A 24,023-nucleotide genomic window follows, 5' to 3' on the forward strand; every position below is an offset into this window, starting at 1 on the left:
GATGTCCCGCCACCGGATAGCCTCTTCCTGTTCTCTCGTGCGGCGAAACACAATCTCTCAACTCATATAGCCGCCATCCAGCACCAGCGGACTTCCCAGCATGAAGGATGAGGCATCCGAGCAGAGCCACAGCACGCCCTCTGCGATCTCCTGCGGCGTGGCGACCCTGCCGATCGGCGTCTGGGCGATGATGGCGGTCGCGATATCGGCGCTCTTTTTCATGACGGATTCTACGGGCGGGGTGCCGACCCAGCCGGGGCAGATAGCGGTAATGCGGATACCCTCGCGGGCATATTCGAGTGCGGCACTCTTCGTCAGCCCGATGACACCGTGTTTTGCGGCGGCATAGGCCGCACCACCCGGAAAGGGATAGCCACGCAGGCCATCAACGGATGAGTTGTTGACGATGACACCGCGGCCGTTCTTCTGCATGGCTGGGATCTGATAGCGCATACAGAGGAAGACCGAGGTCAGGTAGCCGTCGATGGTCTTGCGCCAGGCATCCTCGCCGAGACTTCCAACCGGTGCGCCGCGTCCGCCGCTGCCGCCATTGTTGAAGGCGTAGTCGATCCGCCCATGTTGCTTGACGATGCCGGAGATCAGCCTTTCCACAGACTTGCCATCGGCCACGTCGCATTCGACCCAGCTGGCGCTGCCATCCGGCAGGCTGGCAAGCGCCTGTTTTGCCCGTTTCCCGTTGCGGCTGGCGATGATGACGGTTGCGCCTTCGCGGGCGAAAGCCTGCGCGGTCGCAAGGCCGATGCCGGATGATCCGCCGGTGACGAGGGCTATCCTGCCCTGCATTTCGGGATAACGTTTTGGGCTGGTGTCAGTGGGCATTCGGCGATTCCATGTTCACACAGTCATGCCATATGAGCGTGCCTTGCGGCTCACTGCAAGATCAGGTGCTCGATGGCTGAAGGGAGGGCGCCATGCCGCGCTTTGCCGGCCCTTCGCATGGCTCCGGGCGTTCGACGCTGCAATCGATTCACTGGATCGTTTGCTCCCGCTTCGCGGGACCGCATCTCACCCCCCGGTGACACTCATATGCCGTGCCACAGCCGGGCGCTTATGCGTGCGGTCGATGATGAAATCGTGGCCCTTGGGCTTGCGGGTGATCGCCTCATCGATGGCTGCATGGAGCAGGCCGTCGTCTTCGGTGGCGCGAAGGGCCGCGCGCAGGTCGGCGGCGTCGTTCTGGCCGAGGCACATATAGAGCGTGCCGGTGCAGGTGAGGCGCACGCGGTTGCAGCTCTCGCAGAAATTATGGGTGAGGGGCGTGATGAAGCCGAGGCGGCCGCCGGTTTCCGCGACCCGGACATAGCGGGCCGGGCCGCCGGTCTGGTAATCGATATCGGTGAGGGTGAACTGTTGCTCCAGATCTGCGCGCAGTTTTGAGAGCGGTAGGTACTGGTCGGTGCGATCTTCTTCGATCTCGCCCATCGGCATGGTTTCGATCACGGTCAGATCCATGCCGCGGCCATGCGCGAAGCGCAGCATGTCGGGCATTTCCACTTCATTGAAATCCTTCAGCGCCACGGCATTGAGCTTGATCTTCAGCCCGGCCTTCTGGGCTGCGTCGATGCCTTCCATGACCTTGGCGAAATCACCCCAGCGGGTGATCTTCCGGAATTTCTCCGGATCGAGCGTGTCGAGGGAAACATTGATGCGGCGTACGCCGCAGTCATAGAGCTCCTCGGCGTGGCGGGCGAGCTGCGAACCGTTGGTGGTGATCGTCAACTCGTCGAGACCGGAGCCGACCTGGCGGCCAAGCTGGCGTACCAGGTGCATGATGTTCTTGCGCACCAGCGGCTCGCCACCGGTCAGGCGAATCTTGCGCACGCCCTTGGCTATGAAGGCGGAACAGAGCCGGTCGAGCTCTTCCAGCGTCAAGAGGTCCTTCTTCGGCAGGAAAGTCATGTTTTCCGCCATGCAATAGGTGCAGCGGAAGTCGCAGCGGTCGGTGACGGAAACGCGTAGATAGGTGACGGCACGCCCGAAGGGGTCGATCATCGGCGCTGCATCCGCTACCAGCGGCGAGGCGTTGCCTATCGTTCCGACTATGGTGTTCACTTCAATCTCCGTACTCTCCTTAATGTGGGCATATGCTATTGTGGCGTCAAGGGAAACAGCTTTCGGCGTCACGGCAAATTGCGCTTGCGCCGAAAAAGATCAGCGCCTACTCCTCGCAGAAGAAGAGGACATAACGATGAGCGATATCTGGCCCAGCGAACTCCGGGTTTCAAAAGACCGCCAGAGGCTGGTGGTAAGCTTCAATGACGGGCAGAGCTTCGATCTCTCGGCCGAGCTTCTGCGCGTGCTATCGCCCTCGGCCGAGGTTCAGGGGCATGGGCCGGGGCAGAAGGTAACCGTGCCGGGCAAGCGCAATGTCGCCATCATCTCCATGATCCCGACAGGCAATTATGCCGTGCGCATCGGCTTCGACGACATGCACGATACCGGCATCTACACATGGACCTATCTGCGCGAACTCGGCGAGCGCGGCTTCGAGCTTTTCTCCGCCTATGAGGAAGAGCTGAAGGAAAAGGGAATGAGCCGCGACGTAGCGGAAAAACCAAGATAATCTTCACTATCAGGCGAAGGGGCGACGAGGGGGCACATGACGGAAACGCATAAAAAGAGCTGGCTGCGAGCCCACGGGCATACCGGCAGCAGGGTCACATTCCTGGAACTCTTCTTCGATCTCGTTTTCGTCTTTTCCATTTCACAGCTATCGCATGCGCTCTTTGCGCATTACACGCTGCTGGGCGCCGCCGAAGCCGCACTGATGATGTTTGCCGTCTGGTGGGTGTGGATCTTCACCGCCTGGGCGACGAACTGGCTCGACCCCGAGCGCATGCCGGTGCGATCCTTGCTGATCGTGATGATGATGCTCGGCCTCATTCTTTCGGCCTCCATTCCCGAAGCTTTCGGCGAAAAGGGCCTGCTCTTCGCCTCAGCCTACGTGCTGATGCAGGTCGGCCGCTCGGCCTTCACTGCCTATGCGATGCGGGCTGCAGGCCGTTCGGCCACGCTCAACTTCGTGCGCATTACCGCCTATTTTGCCGTTTCCGGCATATTCTGGATCGTTGGCGGGTTGCTGGAGCATGAAGCACGGCTGATCTGCTGGGTCATTGCGCTCGCCATCGAATATTGCGGGCCGGCGCTCTCCTTTGTCGTGCCTGGCCTCGGCAGATCGAATGCGGCGGAATGGGATGTTTCCGGCGCGCATATGGCGGAGCGCTGCGCGCTTTTCATCATCATCTGCCTTGGCGAAGCGATCCTCGTATCCGGCCGCACCTTCTCCGAAATGGAATTCTCCGCCATGACCGGCGTGGTCTTCCTGATCGGTTTCATCGGCACGGTCACCATGTGGTGGCTCTATTTCCGCTTCGGCCATGAGCGGGCGGCCCACCGTATCGAGCACACGGATACGCCTGGTAGTATCGCACGGCAGGCCTTCACCTATGCGCATATCCCTGTTCTCGCGGGTATCATCGTGCATGCCGTGGCGGTGGAATTCATGTTCGAACATCCGCATGAGACGGGCAGCCTCGCCATTGCCGCTTCCGTGCTCGGCGGCTCCGGCCTCTTCCTGATCGGCAATCTCTGGTTCAAGGGCGCCACCAGCGGCCGTCTGCCGCTCTCCCATCTCGCCGGCATCGTCATCCTGATCCTCTGCACCTTCCTTGCGCCCTTCATGCAGGTCTACGTGATGGGCATTCTGGCAGCGCTGGTGCTGATCATCGTGGCGGCCTGGGAGTACAAGTCGCTGACGCGGGCGCCGGCCGGGCCGGTGTTGCACTGAGCAAGCGTTGACATGAGCCGGCTGGACAGCGTTTCGATCCTGTGAGAAAAACCGGCGTATGGAACCCGTTCGCGCCAACAGCACGCTGATTATTCGCACCATTCTCCGAATGGTGGGTTTGCGCGCATAGAGCTTCCAACATGCGACCCGCCGGTGAGGCGGGTTTTCTTTTGTCCGTCGCCCCGGCCTTTCAGGAGACAGACATGGCATTTCACGAGCTCAAACAGGTTATCGACGCTGCCGACAGCGCCATCATGGCCGAGGACTTCGATGCGCTGATGGATTTCTACGACGAGCAGGCAACGCTCGTCGTCAAGCCGGGACTTGATGTTTCGGGCAAGGAGAAGATCCGCAAGGCTTTCGTGGCGATCGCCGATTATTTCAACCACTCGCTCAAGATCACCCAAGACAGGATGACGATCGTCGAGGGTGGGGATACGGCGCTTGTCCTTGCTGAAGCGGTGCTCGAGATGACGGGAGCCGGTGGCGCTGTGGCCTCGACCACCCGGCGGGCAACCTATGTGTTTCGCAAAACGGCCGATGGTAAATGGCTTTGTGTGATCGACAATTCCTACGGAACCGATCTGCTGGACGAGGTTTAATCCTCGTCCCTGAGATCTTTCAGCAGCACGCCGATGATGCGCTCCATCGAGTCGGCGGTTGCCATGCATTGCTCGATCGGCTCAGCCGAGAGCGTGCGCTCGATGAGGGCAGTCTGGATGGCCATGGCCTCTTCGGTCAGCTTGCGCCCCTCGGGCGTCAGGTGCAGACGCAGCACGCGCTTGTCGCGCTCGTCGTCGCGGCGAAGGATCAGGCCGCGCTTTTCCATCTGCGGCAGGAGCATGCTCATATTCGAGCGGCCGACCAGCAATTTGCGCGCCAGCTCCTGCTGCGAAATGCCTTCGAAGCGGTAGAGATTGACGAGAATGTCGAGATGCGGCGGCTTGATATCGAGATCGGATAACGAGCGCGCCAGGGATTGTTGCATGAGCTGGCAGGCGCGAGCCACCGCGATCCAGCTGCGAAAACGCGGATGATCCCAGGGTAGGGATTGATTTTTGTTCATCGTTGTACTTTATTGTTCAGTGTTGAACATTATCGGAATCCCATCATGGCAAAATTTGCGCTTGAGGTCACCCGCCTCGGATTTTCGCTCATGCAATCCGTTTCTCCGCGTCTTGCCGGCGAAGCGGCCTTCCGGCTGTTCTGCCGAACGCCATCCGTCAAGCCGAAAGGCGAGAAGGCGAAGGCGGCGCATGCGGCAGGTGTTGCCAGGCTTGCGGGCGCGGAACGCTTCCCGCTGCCCGTCGAGGGTAAGCGCGCCCATGCCTATCGGCTGAATGGCGGGGCGATCGGGCGGCGTAAGCGTTACCTCGTGACCCATGGCTGGGGCTCCGGCATGGCCTATATGGCCGATCTGATAACGATGCTGGCGGATACCGGCGCGGAAGTGATCGCGCTCGATTTTCCGGGCCACGGTCGTGCCGGCGGACGCTTCCTGCATATGGGGCTGGCGGTCAAGGCGATTGCGGCTGCGGAAGCGCGTTTCGGCCGCTTCGATGCCGTCATCGGCCATTCCTTCGGTGGTGCTGCGCTCATGGTCTCGGCCTCCGCCATACTGCCGGATGTAAAACCCGTCTCGGCCGAGCGCATGGTGCTGATCGGCTCGCCCAGCGAGATGCAATGGCTGTTTACCGATTTCGGCCGGATGCTGCGGCTGAAGCCGGCCGCGCAGGCAGCGCTCGAGGATGTCGTGCAGCGTGTCACCGGTCGCAGACTTGAGGATTTCGACGCGGGAAAAACGGCCGCAGGCATCGGCAAGCCCGTGCTGGTCGTCCATGCCGAGGACGACAAGGAAGTCAGTGCCGCCCATGCGCGGCGTTATGCGGCCTCAGGCGGGCAGGTGCGGCTGTCCTGGGCGAACGGTTTTGGCCACCGGCGCATCATCTCGGCCGCCCCAGTTCTTGACGAAGTCGCGGCGTTTCTGGCTGAGGGAGACATCAAGAAACCTGCTGAGATCATTCCGATTTTTGAGCTTCCGGCGCGCCGCGCATCGGTGTAGCGTCCGGCCGGTCGCGGGGCAGGCGGCCGCCAACAGGACGGGGTAGCGATGAAGATCATCAGCAGTATCGAAGAGCTCAACGAAATCTATGGCGCGGGCCTGTCGCAGGCATCCGTCGACAAGGTGACGAAACGGCTGACACCGCTCTACCGGCATATGATCGAGATCTCGCCCTTTACGGCGCTTGCAACCGTTGGCCCGGAAGGGCTCGACTGTTCGCCGCGCGGCGATATCGGCGGCGTCGTGCGCATCATCGACGACACGACACTGCATCTTCCCGACTGGCGCGGCAACAACCGCGTCGATTCGCTTTCCAACATCGTGCGCGATCCACGCCTGTCGCTGATGTTCCTTATTCCCGGCTCGAATACCGTGATGCGCATCAACGGCCGCGGCGTAGTGTCCAATGACGAGGCGCTGCTCGCGAGTTTCGAGATGGATGGAAAACATCCGCGCACGGTCATCGTCATCAGCATCGTCGAGGTCTATTTCCAGTGCGCGCGTGCGGTGATGCGCGCCGAACTGTGGAACGCCGAGCGCTTCATCGATCCCGCGAATTTGCCGACGCCCGGCCAGATGCTGAAGGATGCGGTGGGGGATTTCGACCACGAGACCTATGATCGGGAATGGCCGGCGCGGGCTGTCAAGACGATGTGGTGACGCGAGGGTGTCACCGTGTGGTGATGCCGGGGAATGGGCATGCGTGAGGCTCATTTTAGAGTAGCGACGTCTCCTCCTTACTCCCTCATTCTTGTGCTCGTCACAGGAATCCAGCCTGCCCAAGTCCTTGGGCAGGATAGATCTTTTTTCTTGCGGCAGGCGAGTTATTCACCGTGCGGACGCGCGATGGCTGGATCTCTGTGACATCCCTTGTGCTGGCACGAGGGCACAGAGATGAGGGAGGCGGGGTTAAGCCGCCACTCTCCTCGGAAACAGCACGGCGTCCGGAGCCGTTCTGACTCCGTCGACGACAAGCGGCGCCCCATAAACTTCGGATACCTCAAGCCCAAGCCTTGAATGCAGCACCGCAGCGGAGCGGGGCAGGAAGGGCAGGAGGCAGCGCGCAATCACCGCCAACCCGTAAATCTGCTCCGCGAGGCAACCACCAAGACGATCAATCGTCGCCCCACGCTCCGCGGGCGTGAGATCACCCGCTAGCGCCTTCGCATCTGCCCATGGAGCACGTGCGGCAAACCGCCGGTTCGCCTCGCCGACAAAGGCGAAGACATCAGCAAGCCCGACATGCAGCTCATAAGCATCGAAGGCCTCAGCCACTTTCGCTGGAAGCCGCGCCGCCTCTTGCGTGAAATCACTCTCCTGCAACGGCGGAACGACCCCTCCGAAAGCAGACGAGACAAGCGCCAGTACCCGGTTGGCGAGATTGCCGAGCTGGCCGCCGAGCTCTCCTGTCCAGGCGGCTTCCAGGCGTTCGGCCGAGAAGTCGCCATCGTCACCCGAGCGGATGTGCCGGAGCAGGTAGTAGCGCAGTGCATCCGGCGTGCCATAGGCATCGACGACGCTGTCGGGGTCGATACCGTTGCCGGCCGACTTGCCGATCTTCCGGCCATCGACCGTCACATAGCCATGGACAAGTATCGACGATGGCGGGGGCAGACCGGCCGAGAGGAGGATGGCCGGCCAGTAGATGGCGTGGAATTTCGAGATGCCCTTGCCGACGACATGGATGCGCTCACCGCTAGTAGTCCAGTAGTGGTTGAAGAGTTCCTGTTCGGTGCCGTAGCCGAGCCCCGTCAGGTAGTTCGCCAGCGCATCGAACCAGACATAGATAACTTCATCACTATCGGGCACCGGAACGCCCCAGCCCCGCGCCCGTTCGGCGCTGCGCGATACGCTGATATCGTCAAGGCCGCGCCTGATGAGGGCGAGCACTTCGTTGCACCGGTGGGCCGGAACGATGGCGAGCTCTCCGGTCTCGATCAGTTGCAGGATGCGGTCGCCATAGCGGGAGAGGCGGAAGAACCAGTTCTCTTCCCGGACAAGTTCAAGCGGGACGCCGTGCTCCGGGCAGCGTCCGTCGACGAGGTCCAGGGGCTCGTAAAACTGCTCGCAGCCGACACAATAGAGGCCTTCATAGGCCTTGCGATAGAGGTCGCCATTCTCAGCACAGGCCCTCCACAAGGCATGCACGCAGGCGACGTGCCTTGGATCGCGCGAGGTGCGCACGAATTCGTCGTTGGAGATATCAAGCCGCGTCCCCAATTGCTCAAAGCGGTCGGCATTGGCGTTGACGAAATCCGCCACAGACAGGCCGACGGCTTCCGCCGAGCGGACGTTCTTCAGGCTGTTGTCATCGGTACCGCACTGGAACCACACGTCGCGGCCGAGCAGGCGGAAGTGGCGTGCATAGGCATCGGCCTGCACGAGTTCGAGCACAAAGCCCACATGCGGGGCGGCGTTCACATAAGGGATCGAAGTGGTGATATAGGTCTTGTTCATCGGTTGATCCTTTCGAGGGCTGGTTGCCCCGCGAGACGGATCGCCAAATGAAAAGACCGCCTCGAGGGCGGTCGCTGGTGCATTCTGGACGCACGAAACCCGCCACGCTATGAGCGCGGCATCATCATCACAAAGGTGCTGATTGCGGTTCTGTCCATGTGGGATGTGGTATCACCGGGCGCGAATTCAGACAAGCGCGGCCTAAGGCATTTTCCGCGGGATGAAATTTCAATGCCTCAACGAGCATCGTGAAGGCGGGCGTGGGATGCCGTCTTGACGGGTAGTAGAGATGATAGCCGGGAAAGGGCGGGGACCATTCGTCCAGCACCTGCACGAGGCGCCCGCTGTCCAGATATTGCCTGACGACGTCTTCGTGCACGAAGGCCAATCCATAACCATCGAGGGCCGCCCTGATCATCTGCGGCACGCCATTGAACGCGACTTGCCCATCGACCCTGACGCGCATCTCATGTCCGTCGCGTTCGAACTCCCAGGGATAAAAGCCGCCATAGGTTGGCAGGCGTATGTTGATGCATCGATGCGCCGTCAGTTCCTGTGGCGAGGCGGGCGCCGGTCTTTCTGCCAGATATGACGGAGCACCCACGACGATCATTCGCGCCAGCGGCCCGATGCGCACGGCGATCATGTCCTTTTCCACCTGGTCGCCAAGCCGCACGCCGGCGTCGAAGCGCTCAGCGACAATATCCGTCAGGGCCAGATCTGCGATCAGTTCGACCTTGATGTCGGGATAGTCGGCCAGGAATTTCGAAAGCTTCGGCCACAGAAGCGTGTCGATCGCATGCTGACCGGCGGTGATCCTGAAACTTCCCGCAGGCTTTTCCCGGTATTCGCTCAGCGCCGACAGTTGCGCGTCGATGCTGCCGAATGCCGGGCTGAGCGTCGCCAGCAGTTGTTCACCTGCCGTCGTCGGCGCGAGGCTGCGCGTTGTGCGGGTCAGCAGGCGTACGCCCAACCGTTCCTCCAGCCGGCGAATGATGAGGCTGAGCGACGACTGCGATGTTCCGAGACGCGCAGCCGCTTTGGTAAAGCTCCGCTCCTCGGCAACCGCCAGAAACGCCATGAGATCGCCCAGGTCTTCGCGCCGCATTTATTGATCTCCGATATAAGTTCAATCTCATATTACCGCCTAATCGAAACAAAAGGCAGGGTCTATGGTGTCGGGCAGTGACACCAGTCTGCCGGCAATGGACGGAGCCTCGATCGTGGCATGGTCAAAAGACGAACTGACGCGCATCGCCGCCTCCGATGATCTGCATATTTCCCCTTTCCGTGATGACGATGTCACCTATGGCACGCCGACATGGATCTGGTCGGTCGTGGTCGACGGCGCCCTGTTCGTGCGCGGTTACAATGGCCAGGCCTCGCGCTGGTATCAGGCGGCGCTGAGGCAGAGAGCCGGGCGCATCAGTGCAGCAGGCATGACGGCGGACGTCACGTTTGAACCCGTTGGCGATGCGGCAATCAACGACAGGATCGATGATGCCTACAGGGCGAAATATGCCGGAAACCGCTACCTCGATCCGATGATCGGGGCACGGGCGAGGGCCGCCACGATCCGCGTCGAAGCGGTCCGTACCTCATAGACCGAATGGACGAAGCAATGCCGAACTCTCTTGCCTTGCACCAGACGCCGGGTCTGGCGGCAACATGCGCCTCATCGGCAATCAGTCACACTGCACAATCCGTGCATCGAGAACAGGAGCATCAAATGGAAAAGCGCAAACTCGGACAAGGTCTTGAAGTCTCGGCATTGTCGCTCGGCGCCATGGGATATGGAAAAGCCCGCGAACTGCCTGACAGGGCCGAAATGATCTCGCTCATGCGCAGCGCAGTCGAGCGCGGGATGGACTTCTTCGACACGGCCGAAGTCTACGGCCCTTTCACCAACGAAGAGATGGTCGGCGAAGCCCTTAAGCCGCTGCGCGATGAGGTCAAGATCGCGACGAAGTTCGGTTGGGATGTCGACCCTGCTACCGGCGTCAATCATGGCGGCGTCAATAGTAAGCCGGATCATATCCGACGTGCCGTCGAAGGCAGCCTCAAGCGTCTTCGCACCGATCATATCGATCTGCTCTACCAGCATCGGGTCGATCCCGATGTACCGATGGAGGATGTCGCGGGCGTCGTGAAAGATCTGATCGGTGAGGGGAAGGTGCGCTGGTTCGGCCTTTCGGAGGCTGGTGCCGGCTCCATTCACCGCGCCCATGCCGTGCAGCCGGTTGCAGCATTGCAGAGCGAATATTCGCTCTGGACCCGGGAGCCGGAAGCCGAGGTGATCCCGACACTCGAGGAACTCGGTATCGGCCTGGTGCCGTTCAGCCCGCTGGGCAAGGGTTTTCTGACCGGGAAGATAGACACGGGGACCGAGCTCGACAAATCGGACATGCGCAACAACATTCCGCGCTTTGCGCTGGAGGCCCGCGAAGCCAATCTGGGGCTGGTCGACCTCATCCGGCGTATCGGCGAAAAACACCATGCAACGCCGGCGCAAGTAGCACTTGCCTGGCTGCTCGCACAGAAGCCCTGGATCATTCCCCTGTTCGGCACCCGCAAGCTGGAGCGCTTCGAGGAGAATATCGGATCGCTGAGCATTCAGTTGACGCCTGATGATCTCCAGGAAATCGAAACGTCCAATATCAAAATCCGGGGTGCCCGCTATCCCGACGAGCACATGCGTCGCGTCGGGCTTTGATCAGCGGCCATGTCGCTTCAGTTTTAGCTGAAGGCCGGCATGGCTGCTTTCCAGCCATTGTACGCTATCCTGCGCTGTCTTGAAGCGCATGGAGGACGCGATGGCGATGGAAAGCGTGAGAACCGGTGGCTGCGCGTGTGGCGCAGTCAGGTACGAAGTCGAAGGCGAGCCGTATCAGTCCGGGCTCTGCCACTGCACAAAATGCCGGAAGCTGACCGGTTCCATCTTTTCGGCAACGGCCAACTGGCATCGCTCGAAGTTCAAGATGGACGGCGAGATCAGCACCTACGATAAACGGTCGTTCTGCCCGATCTGCGGCGCGCGGCTGTTCTTCATGCTCGATGACGCTGTGGAAGTCTTTATCGGCACCCTGGATCAGGCGCCAAACGATATCAGGCCCATGGTCGAGGTCTGGACCATCCGCCGCGAACCCTGGCTGCCGCGGGTTTCGGATGTCCGGCTTTATGATGAAGACGAGCACGCGCCGTCAGATCGGTAGGCACGCTGGTCGTCAGTAAAACGTCGATTTGAAGGGAACGATCGCCGAGCCCATCGCAGCGGCGTCGCCTGATATGTCGGAGACGATGAGCTTGGGGTGTGGGCGGGGCACGCCGTAGCGCGGGCGGCCGAAAAGTTCAGTGCGTTCGCTCAACATCTGCGCCAGTCCCGGCGGCACCTGGCCGCCGAAGACGATCGCCTGCGGGTCGTAGATCGCCCAGATGGCGTTGATGAGACGGTTATAGGCGGGCGTGATCTCCTCGACCCATTCCACCACGCCCGGCCATTTCGGATCGAAATTCCTGCGCAGGTAAGGGATCGACGGAACATCAATATTGTGGCGCTTGAGCTTCTCCAGAAGCAGCTGCAGGGCGGGGCGGCGGCCAATCTCCTCGTCGTCAAACATTCCCGAGAATTCCCCGGCATTGCCATTGCCGCCGAGCAGCAGTTCGCCGTCGTGTATCAGGCCGCCGCCGAAGCCGTAATTGAAGCTGAGATAGGCGAAGTGCTTGATGAAGCGGCCGGCGCCGAACATCGCCTCGGCGACAGCGCCGGCGCTGCCGCCGTTCAGGAGCCAGACAGGCTTTTTGAAGAGATCGCTCAGAAGCGGTCCGAGCTCGATCAGCGACCATTCATGCAGCGGCATCGAGGCATTGTATTTTGTCCCTGATATCAGCGCGCCGGCAATGCCGAAGCCGATGCCGAAGAAGGTCTCGTCATCAAGGCCGTTCAGCTGCTGCAGTTCGGCAATGCGTTCGCGCACACGATCCAGCGCCTGGTTCATGCCGAGCTCCCTCAGCGAGATGTCGCTTTCGCCGAGCACATTGCCTGACAGGTCCACCAGGCAGATGTCGACCACGTCGGAATTGACGGAAATGCCGACCGAATAGGCGTGGCGGCCGTTGAGCCTGAGCATCGGGCTCGGCTGGCCGCGGCCGAGGCCGGGCTTGGGAGACCCCAGAGAAACGATGCCGCGCTCGACGAGCTGGTCGATGATGCGATGGACCGATTGCTGTGTCAGATCCGTATGACTTGTGATCTCGGATCGTGACAGGCCGGGATTGCGCCAGATGAGCTTCAGCAGGCTGCGTTCATTCGCGGAAACGACGATTTCTTCTCCCGGACGCCGGAATCGGGATGCAATCAACGGCTCAGGAAAATAAGGCATAACGTACCTCGAATATACTACAAAAGTGTAACTGAAACACGAATGGCAACCGCAGGTGCCTGCATACCGGGGTTTTCGCCCTCAATCAAGTCGGACCACGTCATCGATTTGTTACACACAAAGTGTACTAAGCCGGCCGTTCACGATCCGGACGCTGATCCGGCGGATCTCAAATTCAGGCGAGGGCAAAAATGAAGATTTCCATTCTGGTGGCTGCGGCCGCCCTGATGACGGCTGCGTGTTCTTCGGCGCAGGCTGCCAATTTCGAATTCTGGTACGGCAATACGGGAAGCGTCGAAAAGGCGATCCTGGCGCAATGCGACGCCTTCAATGCGTCGCAGTCGGCCAACCACGTCACCTGCGTCGGGCAGGGTAGCTACGAAGTCTCCATGCAGAAGGCGATTGCCGCCTACCGCTCCAACAAGCATCCGGTGCTGATCCAGTTTTTCGATGCCGGCACGCTCGACCTGCTGCTGTCGGACGCCGTCGTTCCGGTTCAGGACGTGCTGCCCGATGTCAACTGGAACAATTACATCAAGGGTGCGCGCTCCTACTATGAAACGTCAGGCGGCAAGCTCTATTCGCAGCCCTATAATGCCTCGACGCTGCTCTTCTACGTCAACAAGACCGAACTCGAAAAAGCCGGCGTCACCGAGACGCCGAAGACCTGGGAAGACATTATCGACGCTGCCCGCAAGCTGAAGGCTGCCGGCCACGAATGCCCCTATGTCACCAATGGCGAGCCCTGGTCGATGTTCGAGCAGTTTTCCGCCCGTCACGGCCTGCCGATCGCTTCGCAGCATAACGGCTATGACGGTCTGAACGCCGAATATGTCTTCAACACCACCTTCGTCGCCAAGCACCTGCAGAACCTCGTCGACTGGCGCAAGGAAGGTCTCGTGAAGATCGCCAGCGACACCAAGGCCGGCAATTACACGGCCGCCTTCAACTCCGGCGAATGCGCAATGATGGAAAATTCCTCCGGCTCCTATACGGACTCGGCCAAAGCCTTCGACGGCAAGTATGAACTCTCCGTCAGCCTAACGCCGATGTACAAGGGTTATGAGCGCCACAACACCTTCGTCGGCGGCGCCTCCATCTACATCATGAAGGGCCACGACCAGGCCGAGATCGACGGCGCCAAGGCCTTCCTCGATTTCCTGCGCAAGCCCGAACAGCAGATGTTCATGACGGCTTCGACCGGCTACGTACCCGTCACCAACGACGTGCTCGATGCCATCGCCAAGAGCCCTGATGCCGGCACCACCAAATATGCGACGGCCGGTGTCGGCATCGAATCCATGAACGAGCCCGGCACCCCTGATACCCGCGGCATTCGTCTCGGCTTCTACGTACAGTTCCGCTCGATCTTCATGGAAGAAACGCAGAAGGCCTTTGCCGGTCAGGAAACCATGCAGGCGGCGCTCGACAGCGCCAAGAAGCGTGGCGACGAGCTTCTGCGCCGCTTCGAGCAGACCTACAAGACGGCAAAGCTGCCCTGATCCATCTCCGGTGCGGCGCTACCCCGTCGCCGCACCGACCTTTCTCGAAATGGACATGCGTGATGATGTCGTCGGAATCCTCGCTTTTCAGCCATCGCTGGCTGCCGCTGCTGCTTGCCGCACCCTTGCTGCTGCTGATCCTCATCTTCTTCTACGCGCCGATCATCCAGGCCTTCTACTGGTCCTTCTTCCTGGAAAGGCCGTTCGGCGGCGGCTCGGAATTCGTCGGTTGGGATAATTTCCGCCGCGTGCTTGCCGATCCGGAATTCTGGAATGCCGGCTGGCGCACGATCATATTCATGGTCTTCGCCTCGTCGCTTGCGGTCGCTCTGCCGCTGATCCTGGCGGTGGCTGCCGACCGGAAAATCCGCCTGTCGCTGACGGCCCGCAACGTGCTGGTCTGGCCGAAGGGTGTGGCGGGCGCTTCGATCGGCGTCGTCTTCGCCTTCATCTTCAATCCCTTCGTCGGCATTCTGGCGCCGATCAACCATTTCTTTCCGGGCGCCTGGGCGCCGGGCCTCGATGGCACGGATGCCTTCATCACGCTGATTATTGCCCACGTCTGGGGCGGTATTCCCTTCAATTTCGTCATCCTGCTCGCCGGGCTGCAGTCCATCCCGCGCACCATGTTCCAGGCGGCGGCGATGGATGGCGCAGGGCCCTGGCGGCGCATCTTCGATGTGCAGCTGCCGCTGATCATGCCGCAGCTCTTCCTGACGCTGGTGCTGGAATTTACCGAAAGCGTCACCTCGGCCTTCGCGCTGATCGACACCATCACCAAGGGCGGGCCGGGCGGCTCCACCAATCTGCTCGTCTACAAGATCTATACCGATGGCTTCAGCGGCTACGACCTGTCAGGCGCTTCCACCCAGACGGCCATCCTGATGGTCTTCGTCGTCATCCTCACAGCCGCGCAGTTCCTGCTTCTCGGCCGTAGCATCAATTACGAACGGTAAGGGCCAGCCATGATCGAAAACGCTCGCTCGCTCAATTTCGCCGCCAGCGCCATCCTGGCTGTCGGTATCGTCTTCATTCTCGGGCCGCTCTACCTAACGCTCGCCAATGCCTCGCAACCTTACGAGTTCCTGCTGCGCAACGGGCTTGCCTGGTATCCGGGCGATCAGTTCATCGCCAATGTCATGCGCGTCTTCACCGAGACCCGCATTCCGATCCAGATGCTGAACAGCCTGCTGGTGGCCTTTTACGATGCCTTCTTCACCTGCGCGCTTTCCTTCCTCACTGCCTATGCGCTCGTCTATTTCCGCATCCGCTGGGCAGGTATCGCCTTCGCGGTGATCCTGGCGACGATCATGCTGCCGATCGATATTCGCGTCATCACCACCTATCAGGTGGCGGCGAACATCTTCTCGCCGCTGAATGCGCTGCTCGATCTCACGGGCGCCAATGCACTGATCGAAAGCCTGTTCGGTGCGCCTGTTCATCTGGAGCTCAGCGTGCTTGACACGCATTTCGGCCTCGTCGCACCACTGGTTGCGCATGGAACCGGCACCTTCCTGTTCCGGCAGTTCTTCCGCACGCTACCAGCTGATCTCTTCAAGGCGGCGCGCATGGATGGGGCAGGGCCGATCCGCTTCCTCTTCCATATCCTGCTGCCGATCTCGCTCAGCAGTTTTGCAGCGCTCTTCGTGCTGACCTTCCTCAGCGGCTGGACGCAGTATCTCTGGCCGCTGGTGGCCGCCTCCAAGCCCGAGATGACGACCGCTGTCGTCGGGCTGGCGCGGCTCGCACCCGACATGGAAGGCGAAATTCCTGACTTTCCGATGATCATGGCCGGTGTCGTGGTCGTCTCGGTCATTCCCCTTGCGATGATTGCGCTGCTGCAGCGCTACCTCGTGCAAGGCCTTGTTCTTTCGGAGAAATAACGTGAACGCCATCGATACCGCCATCCGCACCGCGGCCACCAACATCACGCTTGCAGGCGTCACCAAGGCCTATGACACAAAGGCTGTCGTCATTCCGCCACTCGATGTCGAGCTGCGCGCCGGCGAATTCACCGTCGTGCTCGGGCCTTCCGGCTGCGGGAAATCCACGCTGCTGCAGATGATCGCCGGGCTCGAAGCCGTCAGCGGCGGCAAGATCCTGTTCGGCAATCGCGAGGTACAGGGCCTGGAGCCGAAACAGCGCGGCTGCGCCATGGTTTTTCAGAATTATGCGCTCTATCCGCATATGACCGTGTTCCAGAACATGGCCTATAGTCTGAGGGTCGCCGGCCTGCCAAAAGCCGAGCGTCAGGAGCGGGTCGGTGCCGTCGCCGAAATGCTCGGGCTTGCCGCCTATCTCGATCGCAAGCCGGGACAACTCTCCGGCGGGCAGCGCCAGCGCGTGGCGATCGGCCGGGCGATCGTGCGCGAGCCCGGCGTGCTTCTCTTCGACGAGCCGCTCTCCAATCTCGATGCGCAGCTGCGCCACGATATGCGCGTCGAGCTTGCCGATCTGCACCGGCGCATCGGAGCGACGACCGTCTTCGTCACCCATGACCAGGTGGAGGCCATGACGCTTGCCGACCGGATCCTCATCCTCAACAAGGGCAGCGTCGAGCAGTTCGATACGCCGAAGGCGATCTATCATCGCCCGGCCTCGGTCTTCGTCGCAAAGTTCATCGGCGCGCCGCCGATGAATATCCTGCCGGTGACGGGCGACGGCTCCGTGCTGCGTTTGGCAGATGGGCAGGCGGTTGCCGGATACCACGAGGCCGGTAATTTCCAACTCGGCATCCGCCCCGAAGATATCGCCGTCGCAGCGGATGGCGCGATCAAAGGCCGGCTGCGGCATTTCGAAGATCTCGGCTCGCATGCGGTGCTTGCCGCCGATCTCGCCGGCACTTCCATCCGCATCGCTACACCCTTCGGCGCCGATATCGATCCCGCCACAGAGCTTTCCTTCTCCTTCCCACGATCCCGGTTGCACCTGTTTGACGGCGAGACAGGTCGCGCCATTGCGGACGCGTTCGCCGACCATTGAAAGACCTCTTCATGAATTACACTGACTATGTGCGGGACCCGGGCAGGGACTGCGCAATCGTGGCGCATCGCGGCATATGGCGCGACGCTCCCGAAAACAGCCTCGTTGCCATCGAAGCGGCGATCCAGGCCGGTTGCGATGTCGTCGAGATCGACGTGCGCCGCAGTGCGGATGGCGGCCTTTTCCTACTGCATGACAAGACACTGCGGCGCATGGCCGGCATTGACGATGCGCCGGAGGCGATGACATCCGCGCGCCTTGCCAGCCTCACGCTCAGAAACCGCGATGGCGGCGAGAGCAATGAGATGACCGGCGAGAGACTGCCAAGCCTGCAACAGCTCTTCGAGCTCACGCGAGATCGCATCTTCCTGCATCTCGACGTGAAGGACCGGGCCATCATCCCTGAAGTCATCGCCTGCGCCCGCGATATGGGCGTTGAGGCCCAAGTGGATTTTTGGGGCAATCTCCGCTCGGCAGAAGACCTTGCCTGGGTGCGCGAGACGGTCATCCCCCATGGCGTGCTGTTCATGGCCAAGTCACGGATCGGCGCTACGCATGCTGAAGCCGAGCTGGATCTGCTGTTCCAGCTTTCACCTGATGTCTGTGAAGTCTGCTTCGACCACATCGAGGATATCGTCGCTCTCGACGCCCGCGCCCGCCAGACGGGCATGGCGCTCTGGGCAAATACGCTCGATTCCGTGGCCTTTGCCGGCTTCACCGATACGGCTGCCATACAGGATCCCGACGCCATCTGGGGCCGGCTTATCGAAGCCGGCATCTCGCTGATCCAGACCGACGAACCGGTCGCACTGAAATCATATCTCGCCAGCCGCCGTGGCTGACACATAAGGACGTAAACATGAGCTACAAAGACTTCATCGCCGACCCGAACCGCAGCTGCGCCATCGTCGCCCATCGCGGTGCCTGGCATGGCGCGCCGGAAAACAGCCTGGCCTCCATCGAAAAGGCCATCGCTGTCGGCGCCGATATCGTCGAAATCGACGTGCGCAAGAGCGCCGATGGCGAGCTTTTCCTGATGCATGACGACACGCTCCTGCGCATGGCAGGCATCGACCGCGACGCCGAGACCTTCACCATGGCCGAACTGCAGGCGATCGCGCTGCGCGAAGACAATGGCGGCGAGCACCGCACCACCACCGACCAGCGTATTCCAACCCTGAAGCAGGTCTTCGAGACCATTCGCGGCCGCATCTTCGCCGATCTCGACCTGAAGGATCGCGGCCTGTTTTCGGAAGTGGCGGCCTGCGCCCGCGAGATGGGCGTGGCGTCCTCCGTCGACCTGAAGACGACCGTCATGACCCACGAAGATCTCGCATGGGTACGCGCCCAGACTATCGAGGGCGTGCCGTTCATGGCGATGGCGCATTTCACCGCCGCCGGTATCCATGAGACGCTTTCGCTGCTCTCGGAAATCAGACCCTTCATGTGCGAGCTGCGCTTCGATCATCTCGACACGATCGCGGACAACCAGCAGCTCTTCAGGGATGCCAATATGGCGATCTGGTTCAACACGCTGGATATGGCCGCAAGCGGCGAATGGATCGACACGAGGGCGCTCACCGAGCCCGACGCCATCTGGGGTCGCCTCATGGATGCCGGCATCAGCACCATCCAGACCGATGAACCGGCCGCTTTGCGGACCTATATCGAGGCGCGGAAAGCGGCGCAAAATCCCCTAGCAACCCGCGTCGCGGGTTGATCCTCTGCCGATTTGCCGGCCACCCGCCAGACGGCGCGGTGGCCCGCATCTTACGCATTCGGGCCGTCCGACGCAGTAGGTCTAGGAGTACGTCCTGAAATTCGAATCTGCTGGCCACGTATCCTTTCGGCGCGATCGTCCGTCTTGGTTATTGTTGGCGGTCGTCCTCGACATCGCCCCCTAACGAATTGGAGCGTGACAATGGATAGCAAGCAGAGCTTGGCAAACAAGATATACTACGAAACGAACGCAGAGGCTTGGCGCAGCGGTCGAGAATTGCCGCCGGAAGCCTCCGAGTGGTCCGTTCTGACGGCGGAACCCGGCGGCGTCGATTACGTCGAGACGAACCTCGGCGACAAGACTGCGCTGTGGGCGCAGCCAAAACTGGCGGCCAGGGATCGGGTCATGCTTTACGTGCACGGCGGTGGCTATATTGGCGGATCGATCTGGACGCATCGCAAGATGGTCGGACACCTCGCCAAGGCGGTTGGCTGTTACGCTTTGATCGTCACTTACGACTACTCGTTTCAGAGCAAGTTCCCGCGGCAAATCGAACAGGTCGTGGCCGCGTTCGACTGGCTGGCCGGGCAGGGTATCGGGCCGGAGCATACGATAGGTGCAGGCGATTCCGCTGGCGCAGGCCTGATCATTGCAGCCGCGATGAAACTCCGTGATGCGGGACGTCCGCTGCCGGCCGCGCTCCTCAGTATCTCTGGCTGGCACGATCTGTCGACGAGTGGCCTCTCTTACGAAGCTAACCGCGAAAAGGACGCTTTCTTCCAGAAGGCGACCGTGGATATGTTGGCAGCACAAGTGCTCGGAGGGGCCGATGCTCGAAATCCATTCGCCAGCCCAATCTTTGCCGATCTCAGGGGCCTGCCGCCGATCTGTCTGCAAGCGGGCGAAGATGAAACCCTGCTTGACGACAGCCGGGTGCTCGCGGACCGCGCGAAGGCGGCCGGCGTCGAGGTGCGCCTAGAGGTATTTCCGGGGATGCTGCACTCGTTCCAGATGATGGCTGGCCGTGCTCCCGAAGCCGATGACGCGATAGAGCGGTTTGCAAAGTGGGTTCGCCCCAAGCTCGGCCTGACCGGAGCCGCGGCAGCACGCGGTGAAAGTCACGAAGTCGCATGACTCGTATCTATATTCCTCAATGACGCTAGGATGTGACAGGTGAAGGACATGCGGGAGAGACCGGTCGGTTTATTCGACGTGCGATATCGAGCCTTCCTCGAGACGGTGTCAGACATTCGTGCCCAGTTGCATCGCTATTGCGCCCGCATGACCGGCTCACGGCTCGACGGCGAGGATCTCATGCAGGAAACGCTATTCGAGGCCTACATGAAGATCGAGACCCTCGATGAAGCCCGCAGGCTGAAACCCTGGTTGTTTCGCATCGCTCACAATCGCTGCATTGACTTTCTGAGGCGACGCGAAGCGCGCGAGCGCGCGGAGAGCGCCTATTCGGATGACATCGGCGTCGTCGCTGCGGAGCCAGCGACGACCGATGCACGTCGCGCAATCGAACGGCTGGTTGGTAGCCTGCCGCCCAAGGAGCGCGCCTGCGTCCTCCTGAAGGACGTGTTCGACTATTCGCTGGAGGAGACCGCAGAACTCGTGGATTCGACGGTTGGCGGCGTCAAAGCCGCGCTCTCCCGTGGACGGGCGAAGCTCGCCGGCTTGCCCGCTGAACCGACCGGCGAACCGAGCCGTCCGCTTGATCCCGACACCGCGCGGCTCTTGCAGCACTATGTTGACCTCTTCAACCGCCATGATTGGGATGGCGTGCGGGGTCTCACCAGCGCCGATGCCCGGTTGCGGGTCGCCGACTGCTTCGACGGCCTGCTCAGGAACTCTCCCTATTTCTTCGAATACGAGCGAAACCCGGAAACGTGGACCATGGAGTTGGGGGCGATCGACGGGGAGCCTGTCCTGCTCTTGCTCTTCCAGCGAGGAGGCCTGTGGCAGGTCGCATGGCCGGTTCGCGTCCATGTCGCCGGCGGCATCATCGACCGCATCGAAGACTATTATGCTTGCCCGTGGGTCATTGGAAGCGCCTCGGAGTCCGATCTAAAACTTATGACCGATTCAGTCGTCTTGCCAGCAGGATGACGGAGGCGGCGCGGAGGAAAGTCTCGGCGGTGGCGATAGTGGTCCGAAGTGAGGGGACGGTTTCAGTTGATCCTGGCGAAGAAGCGTTCAATGAGCCGGCTGCCTGCGGCGCTGTATCGAAGCGCCGAAAGCGTTAAGCGGCCGGCTGAAACGCGCTTCGCGGGTTGATCCTCTGCCGGTAGGCAGGCCACCGCGAGAGAGCGCGGTGGCCTGTGTCTGCCATCACTTCACCGGCACGACGAGCGGCGAGCCCTTCGTGACGACATAGGTTGCGAGTTCCGAAGCCTTGCCGTCGCCGACATTCCGCGCCGAATGCGCAACGCCCGTGGGGATGAACAGCGACTGGCCGGCCTTCAGCGTTACCGGCTTCTGGCCGTCGAGTTGATATTCCAGCGTGCCCTGGATGACATAGGCGATTTCTTCGCCTGGATGACGGTGCTTGGGTGCCAAAGCGCCGAGGGCGAAATCGACGCGAACCTGGACGGCCTCATGGCCGAGCACATCGATGTCGTTCTGGACGAGATCGGTGCGCTGGATGGGCTCTTCCGCATTGGCCTTGGTCAGCTGCATTGCGCCGGCGATGACGAGAGCGCCTGCTGCCATGATCATGATGGTTCTCATCTGTCTATCCTTCCGTCAGATTGGTTGAAACCCGCAATCGGGCGACGGGGTTATTTGAGCAGAGGGATGAATTGGAAATGTTTCAGCAGAGGGGGCTTTTTGTATCGCCGTGTATCTGCGGGGCGCTCCGTCAAGGCTTTGTCTGCACTGCTTCAAGATGCTCATCGAGCGTTATCTTGCCCCAATGGCGACGGGCGGGCATTTCAAAGCCGGTGTCGATGGTGACTTCGGTCATCTTCGCATAACAACGGGCGGCAGCCCATGAGAAGCCGAGCCCGAGATAGTATTCCTCGAATTTTTCGCGGGGGATCGTCTCCGCCGTAACGGGGCGGCCGAGGCGCGATGAAAACGCCTTGGCGACATCTGCAAAGGAATGGCGCTCCGGACCTTCAATATGGTCTATCCCGATGTCGCCGATCGGGCTCTTGAGGCGCGCGGCGGCGGCTTCTCCGAGATCCCTTGGCGAAACCATGGGCATCTTCATGTCCTCGGGGAAGGGCGTCGCCAGACGTCCGGTCTCTTTCGCGGGCTGCAGAAGCATGTCGAGATTGGTGAAGTAATATGCGCCGCGGTTGATGGCGGCCGGAATACCGCTTGCCTTCACGAGGCGTTCGAATTCGTACAGCACCGAGAGATCGCCGATGCCGGCGCCATCAAGCGCTCCGTAGGTCGAGGCCACGACCAGCTTCTCGAGCCCGGATCCTTCGAGTGCCGCGGCAATGCTCCTGGCGGTCTTCAACTCCTCAGCGTTCGTGTCGCCTTTGATATCGGCCGGCGGGTTCAGCAGAAAGGCTCGGCGCCCTTTTTGCAGAATGGAACGAAGCTGCCCGGTGTCGGCCACATCGGCAATGACGGGCTCAACGCCGTCTTGCTTGATTGCGGCAGCCTTTTGCGCGCTGTGAACGACGGCAATGATTTTCTCGCCCGACGCCTGCAAGGCGTCGATGACGGCAGAGCCTATGTGTCCGGATGCGCCGAGCACGACATACATGGTGAAACCTCGCAGACGCTCACATGCATAACTGCGCACACCGGCCTGAGGTTCCGTCACCGACACCGCCGAGCAACACGGGTGAGGGCGCGCCGCGGCTGCAATCATGAAAGGTGGTAAAATCCGCGGCGGTTAGCTCCTAAGAGGACAGGGAGCATGGGCAATCTTGGAGAAACGCCTTCGGGCGTCCCGTCGCTTTCCGCAGCCTCGGCCTGGCGATCCTTCTGATCGCCGTCCATGCGCTCGGCATGTTGTTTTCGCTGCGCCCGCACCGGGAGCTTTTGCCAGCGTCAGCCATGCTGCCGAGGAAGAAAAACCCTCGCCGCTTGCTTTGCGCATCGGCGCGCTGGTCATCGTTACGCTGCTGATCGCGCTGGTGAGCGAGATTTTTGCTGCCGCCAATGTGCAGGCGCTCGATGCGGCGGGCCGCACCCGAACCGAGCAGGACGATTTCACCGATACCAGATCGTAAGGCGTCACGCGGGTTGCATCACCCGTTTTCGATGTGCGATCAAATTCAATAGTGTTGACTAATTGATTAGCGTAGGCTATTTGATTTTCCATGATCGAAGCCGAAACCATAACCGCTGTCATGCGTGCCCTTGCCGATCCCACGCGGCGGGCCGTGTTCGAGCGCATCGTCAATTCCAAAGAGATCACCGTGGTCGAGTTGACCCGCGGCAGCAATGTCACGCAGGGCGCCATCTCGCAGCATCTCAAGTCCCTGAAACAGGCCGGCCTCGTCAGCGAGCGCCCGGAGGGACGCAATGTCTATTACCGCGCCGAGCCCAACGGTCTGGAGCCGCTGGCCGACTGGATGGGCCATTACGGCACCTTCTGGCGTGAACGCTTCACCGATCTCAGAAAGCTCTTGAAGGAAATCGACCCATGAACCAAGCCATGAATCGCGACAGGCACACCTCCGACACGCAGGCCATCGTGGTCGACGAAGTCTTCCCGCATGCGCCTGACATCATCTGGAAGGCGCTGACCAGCGGTGAGCTGATCGGCCGCTGGTTGATGCCGCCTGATGGATTTGCGCCTGTCGCCGGCAAGTGTTTCACCTTTCAGACCAAACCGGCCGGCGAATGGGATGGCACCATCCATTGCGAGGTGCTCGAGGTCGTGCCGAACGAGCGGCTGTCCTATGCGTGGAAGGGCGGCCATGAGAGCAATGCTGACGGTTATGGCTCGAAACTGGCGACGGTCGTCACCTTCACCCTCGCCAGGACCGATACAGGCACACGCCTGCGCCTCATCCATTCCGGCTTCGTGCTTCCGAGGAATGACATCGCCTATCGCAACATGAGCGAGGGCTGGAAGAAGGTCGTCGAGCGGCTCGACGCTGTCGTCGCCGAAGAGGCGTCTTCGCAGACACGGCATTGAATC

General features: G+C 61.0%; 27 protein-coding genes. 19 read left to right on the top strand and 8 right to left on the bottom strand.

Annotated elements, in window-relative coordinates:
• Positions 1-57: 57 nt before the first annotated feature.
• On the bottom strand, positions 58-840 hold the full coding sequence (locus AC1DM5_RS01055; RefSeq protein ID WP_477821301.1) for an SDR family NAD(P)-dependent oxidoreductase: 783 nt from the start codon (positions 838-840) through the stop codon (positions 58-60).
• A gap of 186 nt (positions 841-1,026) precedes the next feature.
• A complete protein-coding gene (gene moaA, locus AC1DM5_RS01060; RefSeq protein WP_477974458.1) occupies positions 1,027-2,073 on the bottom strand; it encodes a GTP 3',8-cyclase MoaA in 1,047 nt (348 codons plus the stop codon).
• Positions 2,074-2,209: 136 nt separating this feature from the next.
• On the opposite strand from moaA, the gene AC1DM5_RS01065 reads away from it, so the two are divergent.
• The 3 genes from AC1DM5_RS01065 (at position 2,210) to AC1DM5_RS01075 (ending at position 4,410) form a co-directional block, all read left to right on the top strand.
• Positions 2,210-2,584, top strand: coding sequence for a gamma-butyrobetaine hydroxylase family protein (locus AC1DM5_RS01065; protein ID WP_113181298.1), 375 nt, complete (start codon positions 2,210-2,212; stop codon positions 2,582-2,584).
• Between the two features lie 36 nt (positions 2,585-2,620).
• On the top strand, positions 2,621-3,808 hold the full coding sequence (locus tag AC1DM5_RS01070; protein WP_477821303.1) for a low temperature requirement protein A: 1,188 nt from the start codon (positions 2,621-2,623) through the stop codon (positions 3,806-3,808).
• Between the two features lie 203 nt (positions 3,809-4,011).
• Positions 4,012-4,410, top strand: a complete 399-nt coding sequence (locus tag AC1DM5_RS01075) for a YybH family protein (protein WP_477821304.1) — start codon at positions 4,012-4,014, stop codon at positions 4,408-4,410.
• Here AC1DM5_RS01075 and AC1DM5_RS01080 read toward each other — a convergent pair.
• Positions 4,407-4,874, bottom strand: a complete 468-nt coding sequence (locus tag AC1DM5_RS01080) for a MarR family winged helix-turn-helix transcriptional regulator (protein WP_477821305.1) — start codon at positions 4,872-4,874, stop codon at positions 4,407-4,409. The genes AC1DM5_RS01075 and AC1DM5_RS01080 overlap by 4 nt on opposite strands.
• A gap of 45 nt (positions 4,875-4,919) precedes the next feature.
• Between AC1DM5_RS01080 and AC1DM5_RS01085 the strand changes: the two genes are divergently transcribed.
• Both AC1DM5_RS01085 and AC1DM5_RS01090 read left to right on the top strand, forming a co-directional pair.
• Positions 4,920-5,870, top strand: coding sequence for an alpha/beta hydrolase (locus tag AC1DM5_RS01085; RefSeq protein ID WP_477821306.1), 951 nt, complete (start codon positions 4,920-4,922; stop codon positions 5,868-5,870).
• 48 nt (positions 5,871-5,918) lie between these two features.
• Complete coding sequence (locus AC1DM5_RS01090) at positions 5,919-6,530, top strand: pyridoxamine 5'-phosphate oxidase family protein (protein WP_477821307.1); 612 nt, start codon at positions 5,919-5,921, stop codon at positions 6,528-6,530.
• 249 nt (positions 6,531-6,779) lie between these two features.
• On the opposite strand, the gene metG is transcribed toward AC1DM5_RS01090, so the two are convergent.
• Both metG and AC1DM5_RS01100 read right to left on the bottom strand, forming a co-directional pair.
• Positions 6,780-8,327, bottom strand: coding sequence for a methionine--tRNA ligase (gene metG / locus AC1DM5_RS01095; protein WP_477821308.1), 1,548 nt, complete (start codon positions 8,325-8,327; stop codon positions 6,780-6,782).
• A gap of 127 nt (positions 8,328-8,454) precedes the next feature.
• Entirely contained in the window at positions 8,455-9,435 is a 981-nt protein-coding gene (locus AC1DM5_RS01100) for a LysR family transcriptional regulator (protein WP_477821309.1), read from the bottom strand.
• 64 nt (positions 9,436-9,499) lie between these two features.
• On the opposite strand from AC1DM5_RS01100, the gene AC1DM5_RS01105 reads away from it, so the two are divergent.
• The 3 genes from AC1DM5_RS01105 to AC1DM5_RS01115 all read left to right on the top strand — a co-directional run bounded on the left by AC1DM5_RS01105 (position 9,500) and on the right by AC1DM5_RS01115 (position 11,539).
• A complete protein-coding gene (locus tag AC1DM5_RS01105; RefSeq protein ID WP_477821310.1) occupies positions 9,500-9,931 on the top strand; it encodes a DUF2255 family protein in 432 nt (143 codons plus the stop codon).
• Positions 9,932-10,056: 125 nt separating this feature from the next.
• Entirely contained in the window at positions 10,057-11,040 is a 984-nt protein-coding gene (locus tag AC1DM5_RS01110; protein ID WP_477821311.1) for an aldo/keto reductase, read from the top strand.
• Between the two features lie 100 nt (positions 11,041-11,140).
• Positions 11,141-11,539: a GFA family protein gene (locus AC1DM5_RS01115; RefSeq protein ID WP_477821312.1), complete on the top strand. Its 399-nt coding sequence runs from the start codon at positions 11,141-11,143 to the stop codon at positions 11,537-11,539.
• Between the two features lie 12 nt (positions 11,540-11,551).
• On the opposite strand, the gene AC1DM5_RS01120 is transcribed toward AC1DM5_RS01115, so the two are convergent.
• The gene (locus tag AC1DM5_RS01120; RefSeq protein WP_477821313.1) at positions 11,552-12,706 is read right to left on the bottom strand and encodes an ROK family transcriptional regulator; all 1,155 of its coding nucleotides are present in this window, start codon (positions 12,704-12,706) and stop codon (positions 11,552-11,554) included.
• Positions 12,707-12,897: 191 nt separating this feature from the next.
• Between AC1DM5_RS01120 and AC1DM5_RS01125 the strand changes: the two genes are divergently transcribed.
• From AC1DM5_RS01125 to AC1DM5_RS01160, 8 genes are all read left to right on the top strand, one after another.
• Positions 12,898-14,208, top strand: coding sequence for an extracellular solute-binding protein (locus AC1DM5_RS01125; protein WP_477974460.1), 1,311 nt, complete (start codon positions 12,898-12,900; stop codon positions 14,206-14,208).
• Between the two features lie 65 nt (positions 14,209-14,273).
• Positions 14,274-15,164, top strand: a complete 891-nt coding sequence (locus tag AC1DM5_RS01130) for a carbohydrate ABC transporter permease (protein WP_477821377.1) — start codon at positions 14,274-14,276, stop codon at positions 15,162-15,164.
• Between the two features lie 9 nt (positions 15,165-15,173).
• Positions 15,174-16,091: a carbohydrate ABC transporter permease gene (locus tag AC1DM5_RS01135; protein WP_477821314.1), complete on the top strand. Its 918-nt coding sequence runs from the start codon at positions 15,174-15,176 to the stop codon at positions 16,089-16,091.
• A 1-nt stretch (position 16,092) separates the two neighbouring features.
• The gene (locus tag AC1DM5_RS01140) at positions 16,093-17,190 is read left to right on the top strand and encodes an ABC transporter ATP-binding protein (RefSeq protein WP_477821315.1); all 1,098 of its coding nucleotides are present in this window, start codon (positions 16,093-16,095) and stop codon (positions 17,188-17,190) included.
• A gap of 11 nt (positions 17,191-17,201) precedes the next feature.
• Positions 17,202-18,032: a glycerophosphodiester phosphodiesterase family protein gene (locus AC1DM5_RS01145; protein ID WP_477821316.1), complete on the top strand. Its 831-nt coding sequence runs from the start codon at positions 17,202-17,204 to the stop codon at positions 18,030-18,032.
• Between the two features lie 17 nt (positions 18,033-18,049).
• On the top strand, positions 18,050-18,910 hold the full coding sequence (locus tag AC1DM5_RS01150) for a glycerophosphodiester phosphodiesterase family protein (protein ID WP_477821317.1): 861 nt from the start codon (positions 18,050-18,052) through the stop codon (positions 18,908-18,910).
• Positions 18,911-19,111: 201 nt separating this feature from the next.
• Positions 19,112-20,044 carry an alpha/beta hydrolase gene (locus AC1DM5_RS01155; protein ID WP_477974462.1) on the top strand — a complete coding sequence of 311 codons (933 nt, stop codon included), beginning with the start codon at positions 19,112-19,114 and terminating at the stop codon, positions 20,042-20,044.
• Positions 20,045-20,092: 48 nt separating this feature from the next.
• On the top strand, positions 20,093-21,022 hold the full coding sequence (locus tag AC1DM5_RS01160) for an RNA polymerase sigma factor (protein ID WP_477821319.1): 930 nt from the start codon (positions 20,093-20,095) through the stop codon (positions 21,020-21,022).
• Between the two features lie 222 nt (positions 21,023-21,244).
• Here the strand turns inward: AC1DM5_RS01160 and AC1DM5_RS01165 are convergent, their stop codons facing one another.
• A complete protein-coding gene (locus AC1DM5_RS01165; RefSeq protein WP_477821320.1) occupies positions 21,245-21,643 on the bottom strand; it encodes a cupin domain-containing protein in 399 nt (132 codons plus the stop codon).
• Between the two features lie 130 nt (positions 21,644-21,773).
• Positions 21,774-22,694, bottom strand: coding sequence for an NmrA family NAD(P)-binding protein (locus AC1DM5_RS01170; protein ID WP_477821321.1), 921 nt, complete (start codon positions 22,692-22,694; stop codon positions 21,774-21,776).
• Positions 22,695-22,800: 106 nt separating this feature from the next.
• Between AC1DM5_RS01170 and AC1DM5_RS01175 the strand changes: the two genes are divergently transcribed.
• The 3 genes from AC1DM5_RS01175 (at position 22,801) to AC1DM5_RS01185 (ending at position 24,020) form a co-directional block, all read left to right on the top strand.
• Positions 22,801-23,106, top strand: coding sequence for a hypothetical protein (locus AC1DM5_RS01175; RefSeq protein WP_477821322.1), 306 nt, complete (start codon positions 22,801-22,803; stop codon positions 23,104-23,106).
• A gap of 90 nt (positions 23,107-23,196) precedes the next feature.
• Complete coding sequence (locus AC1DM5_RS01180) at positions 23,197-23,526, top strand: ArsR/SmtB family transcription factor (protein ID WP_477821323.1); 330 nt, start codon at positions 23,197-23,199, stop codon at positions 23,524-23,526.
• The gene (locus tag AC1DM5_RS01185; RefSeq protein ID WP_477821324.1) at positions 23,523-24,020 is read left to right on the top strand and encodes an SRPBCC family protein; all 498 of its coding nucleotides are present in this window, start codon (positions 23,523-23,525) and stop codon (positions 24,018-24,020) included. The genes AC1DM5_RS01180 and AC1DM5_RS01185 overlap by 4 nt, the downstream gene beginning before the upstream one ends.
• The last annotated feature ends 3 nt before the right edge of the window (positions 24,021-24,023 follow it).

The sequence above is a fragment of the Rhizobium sp. 01T437 genome (assembly GCF_056398505.1).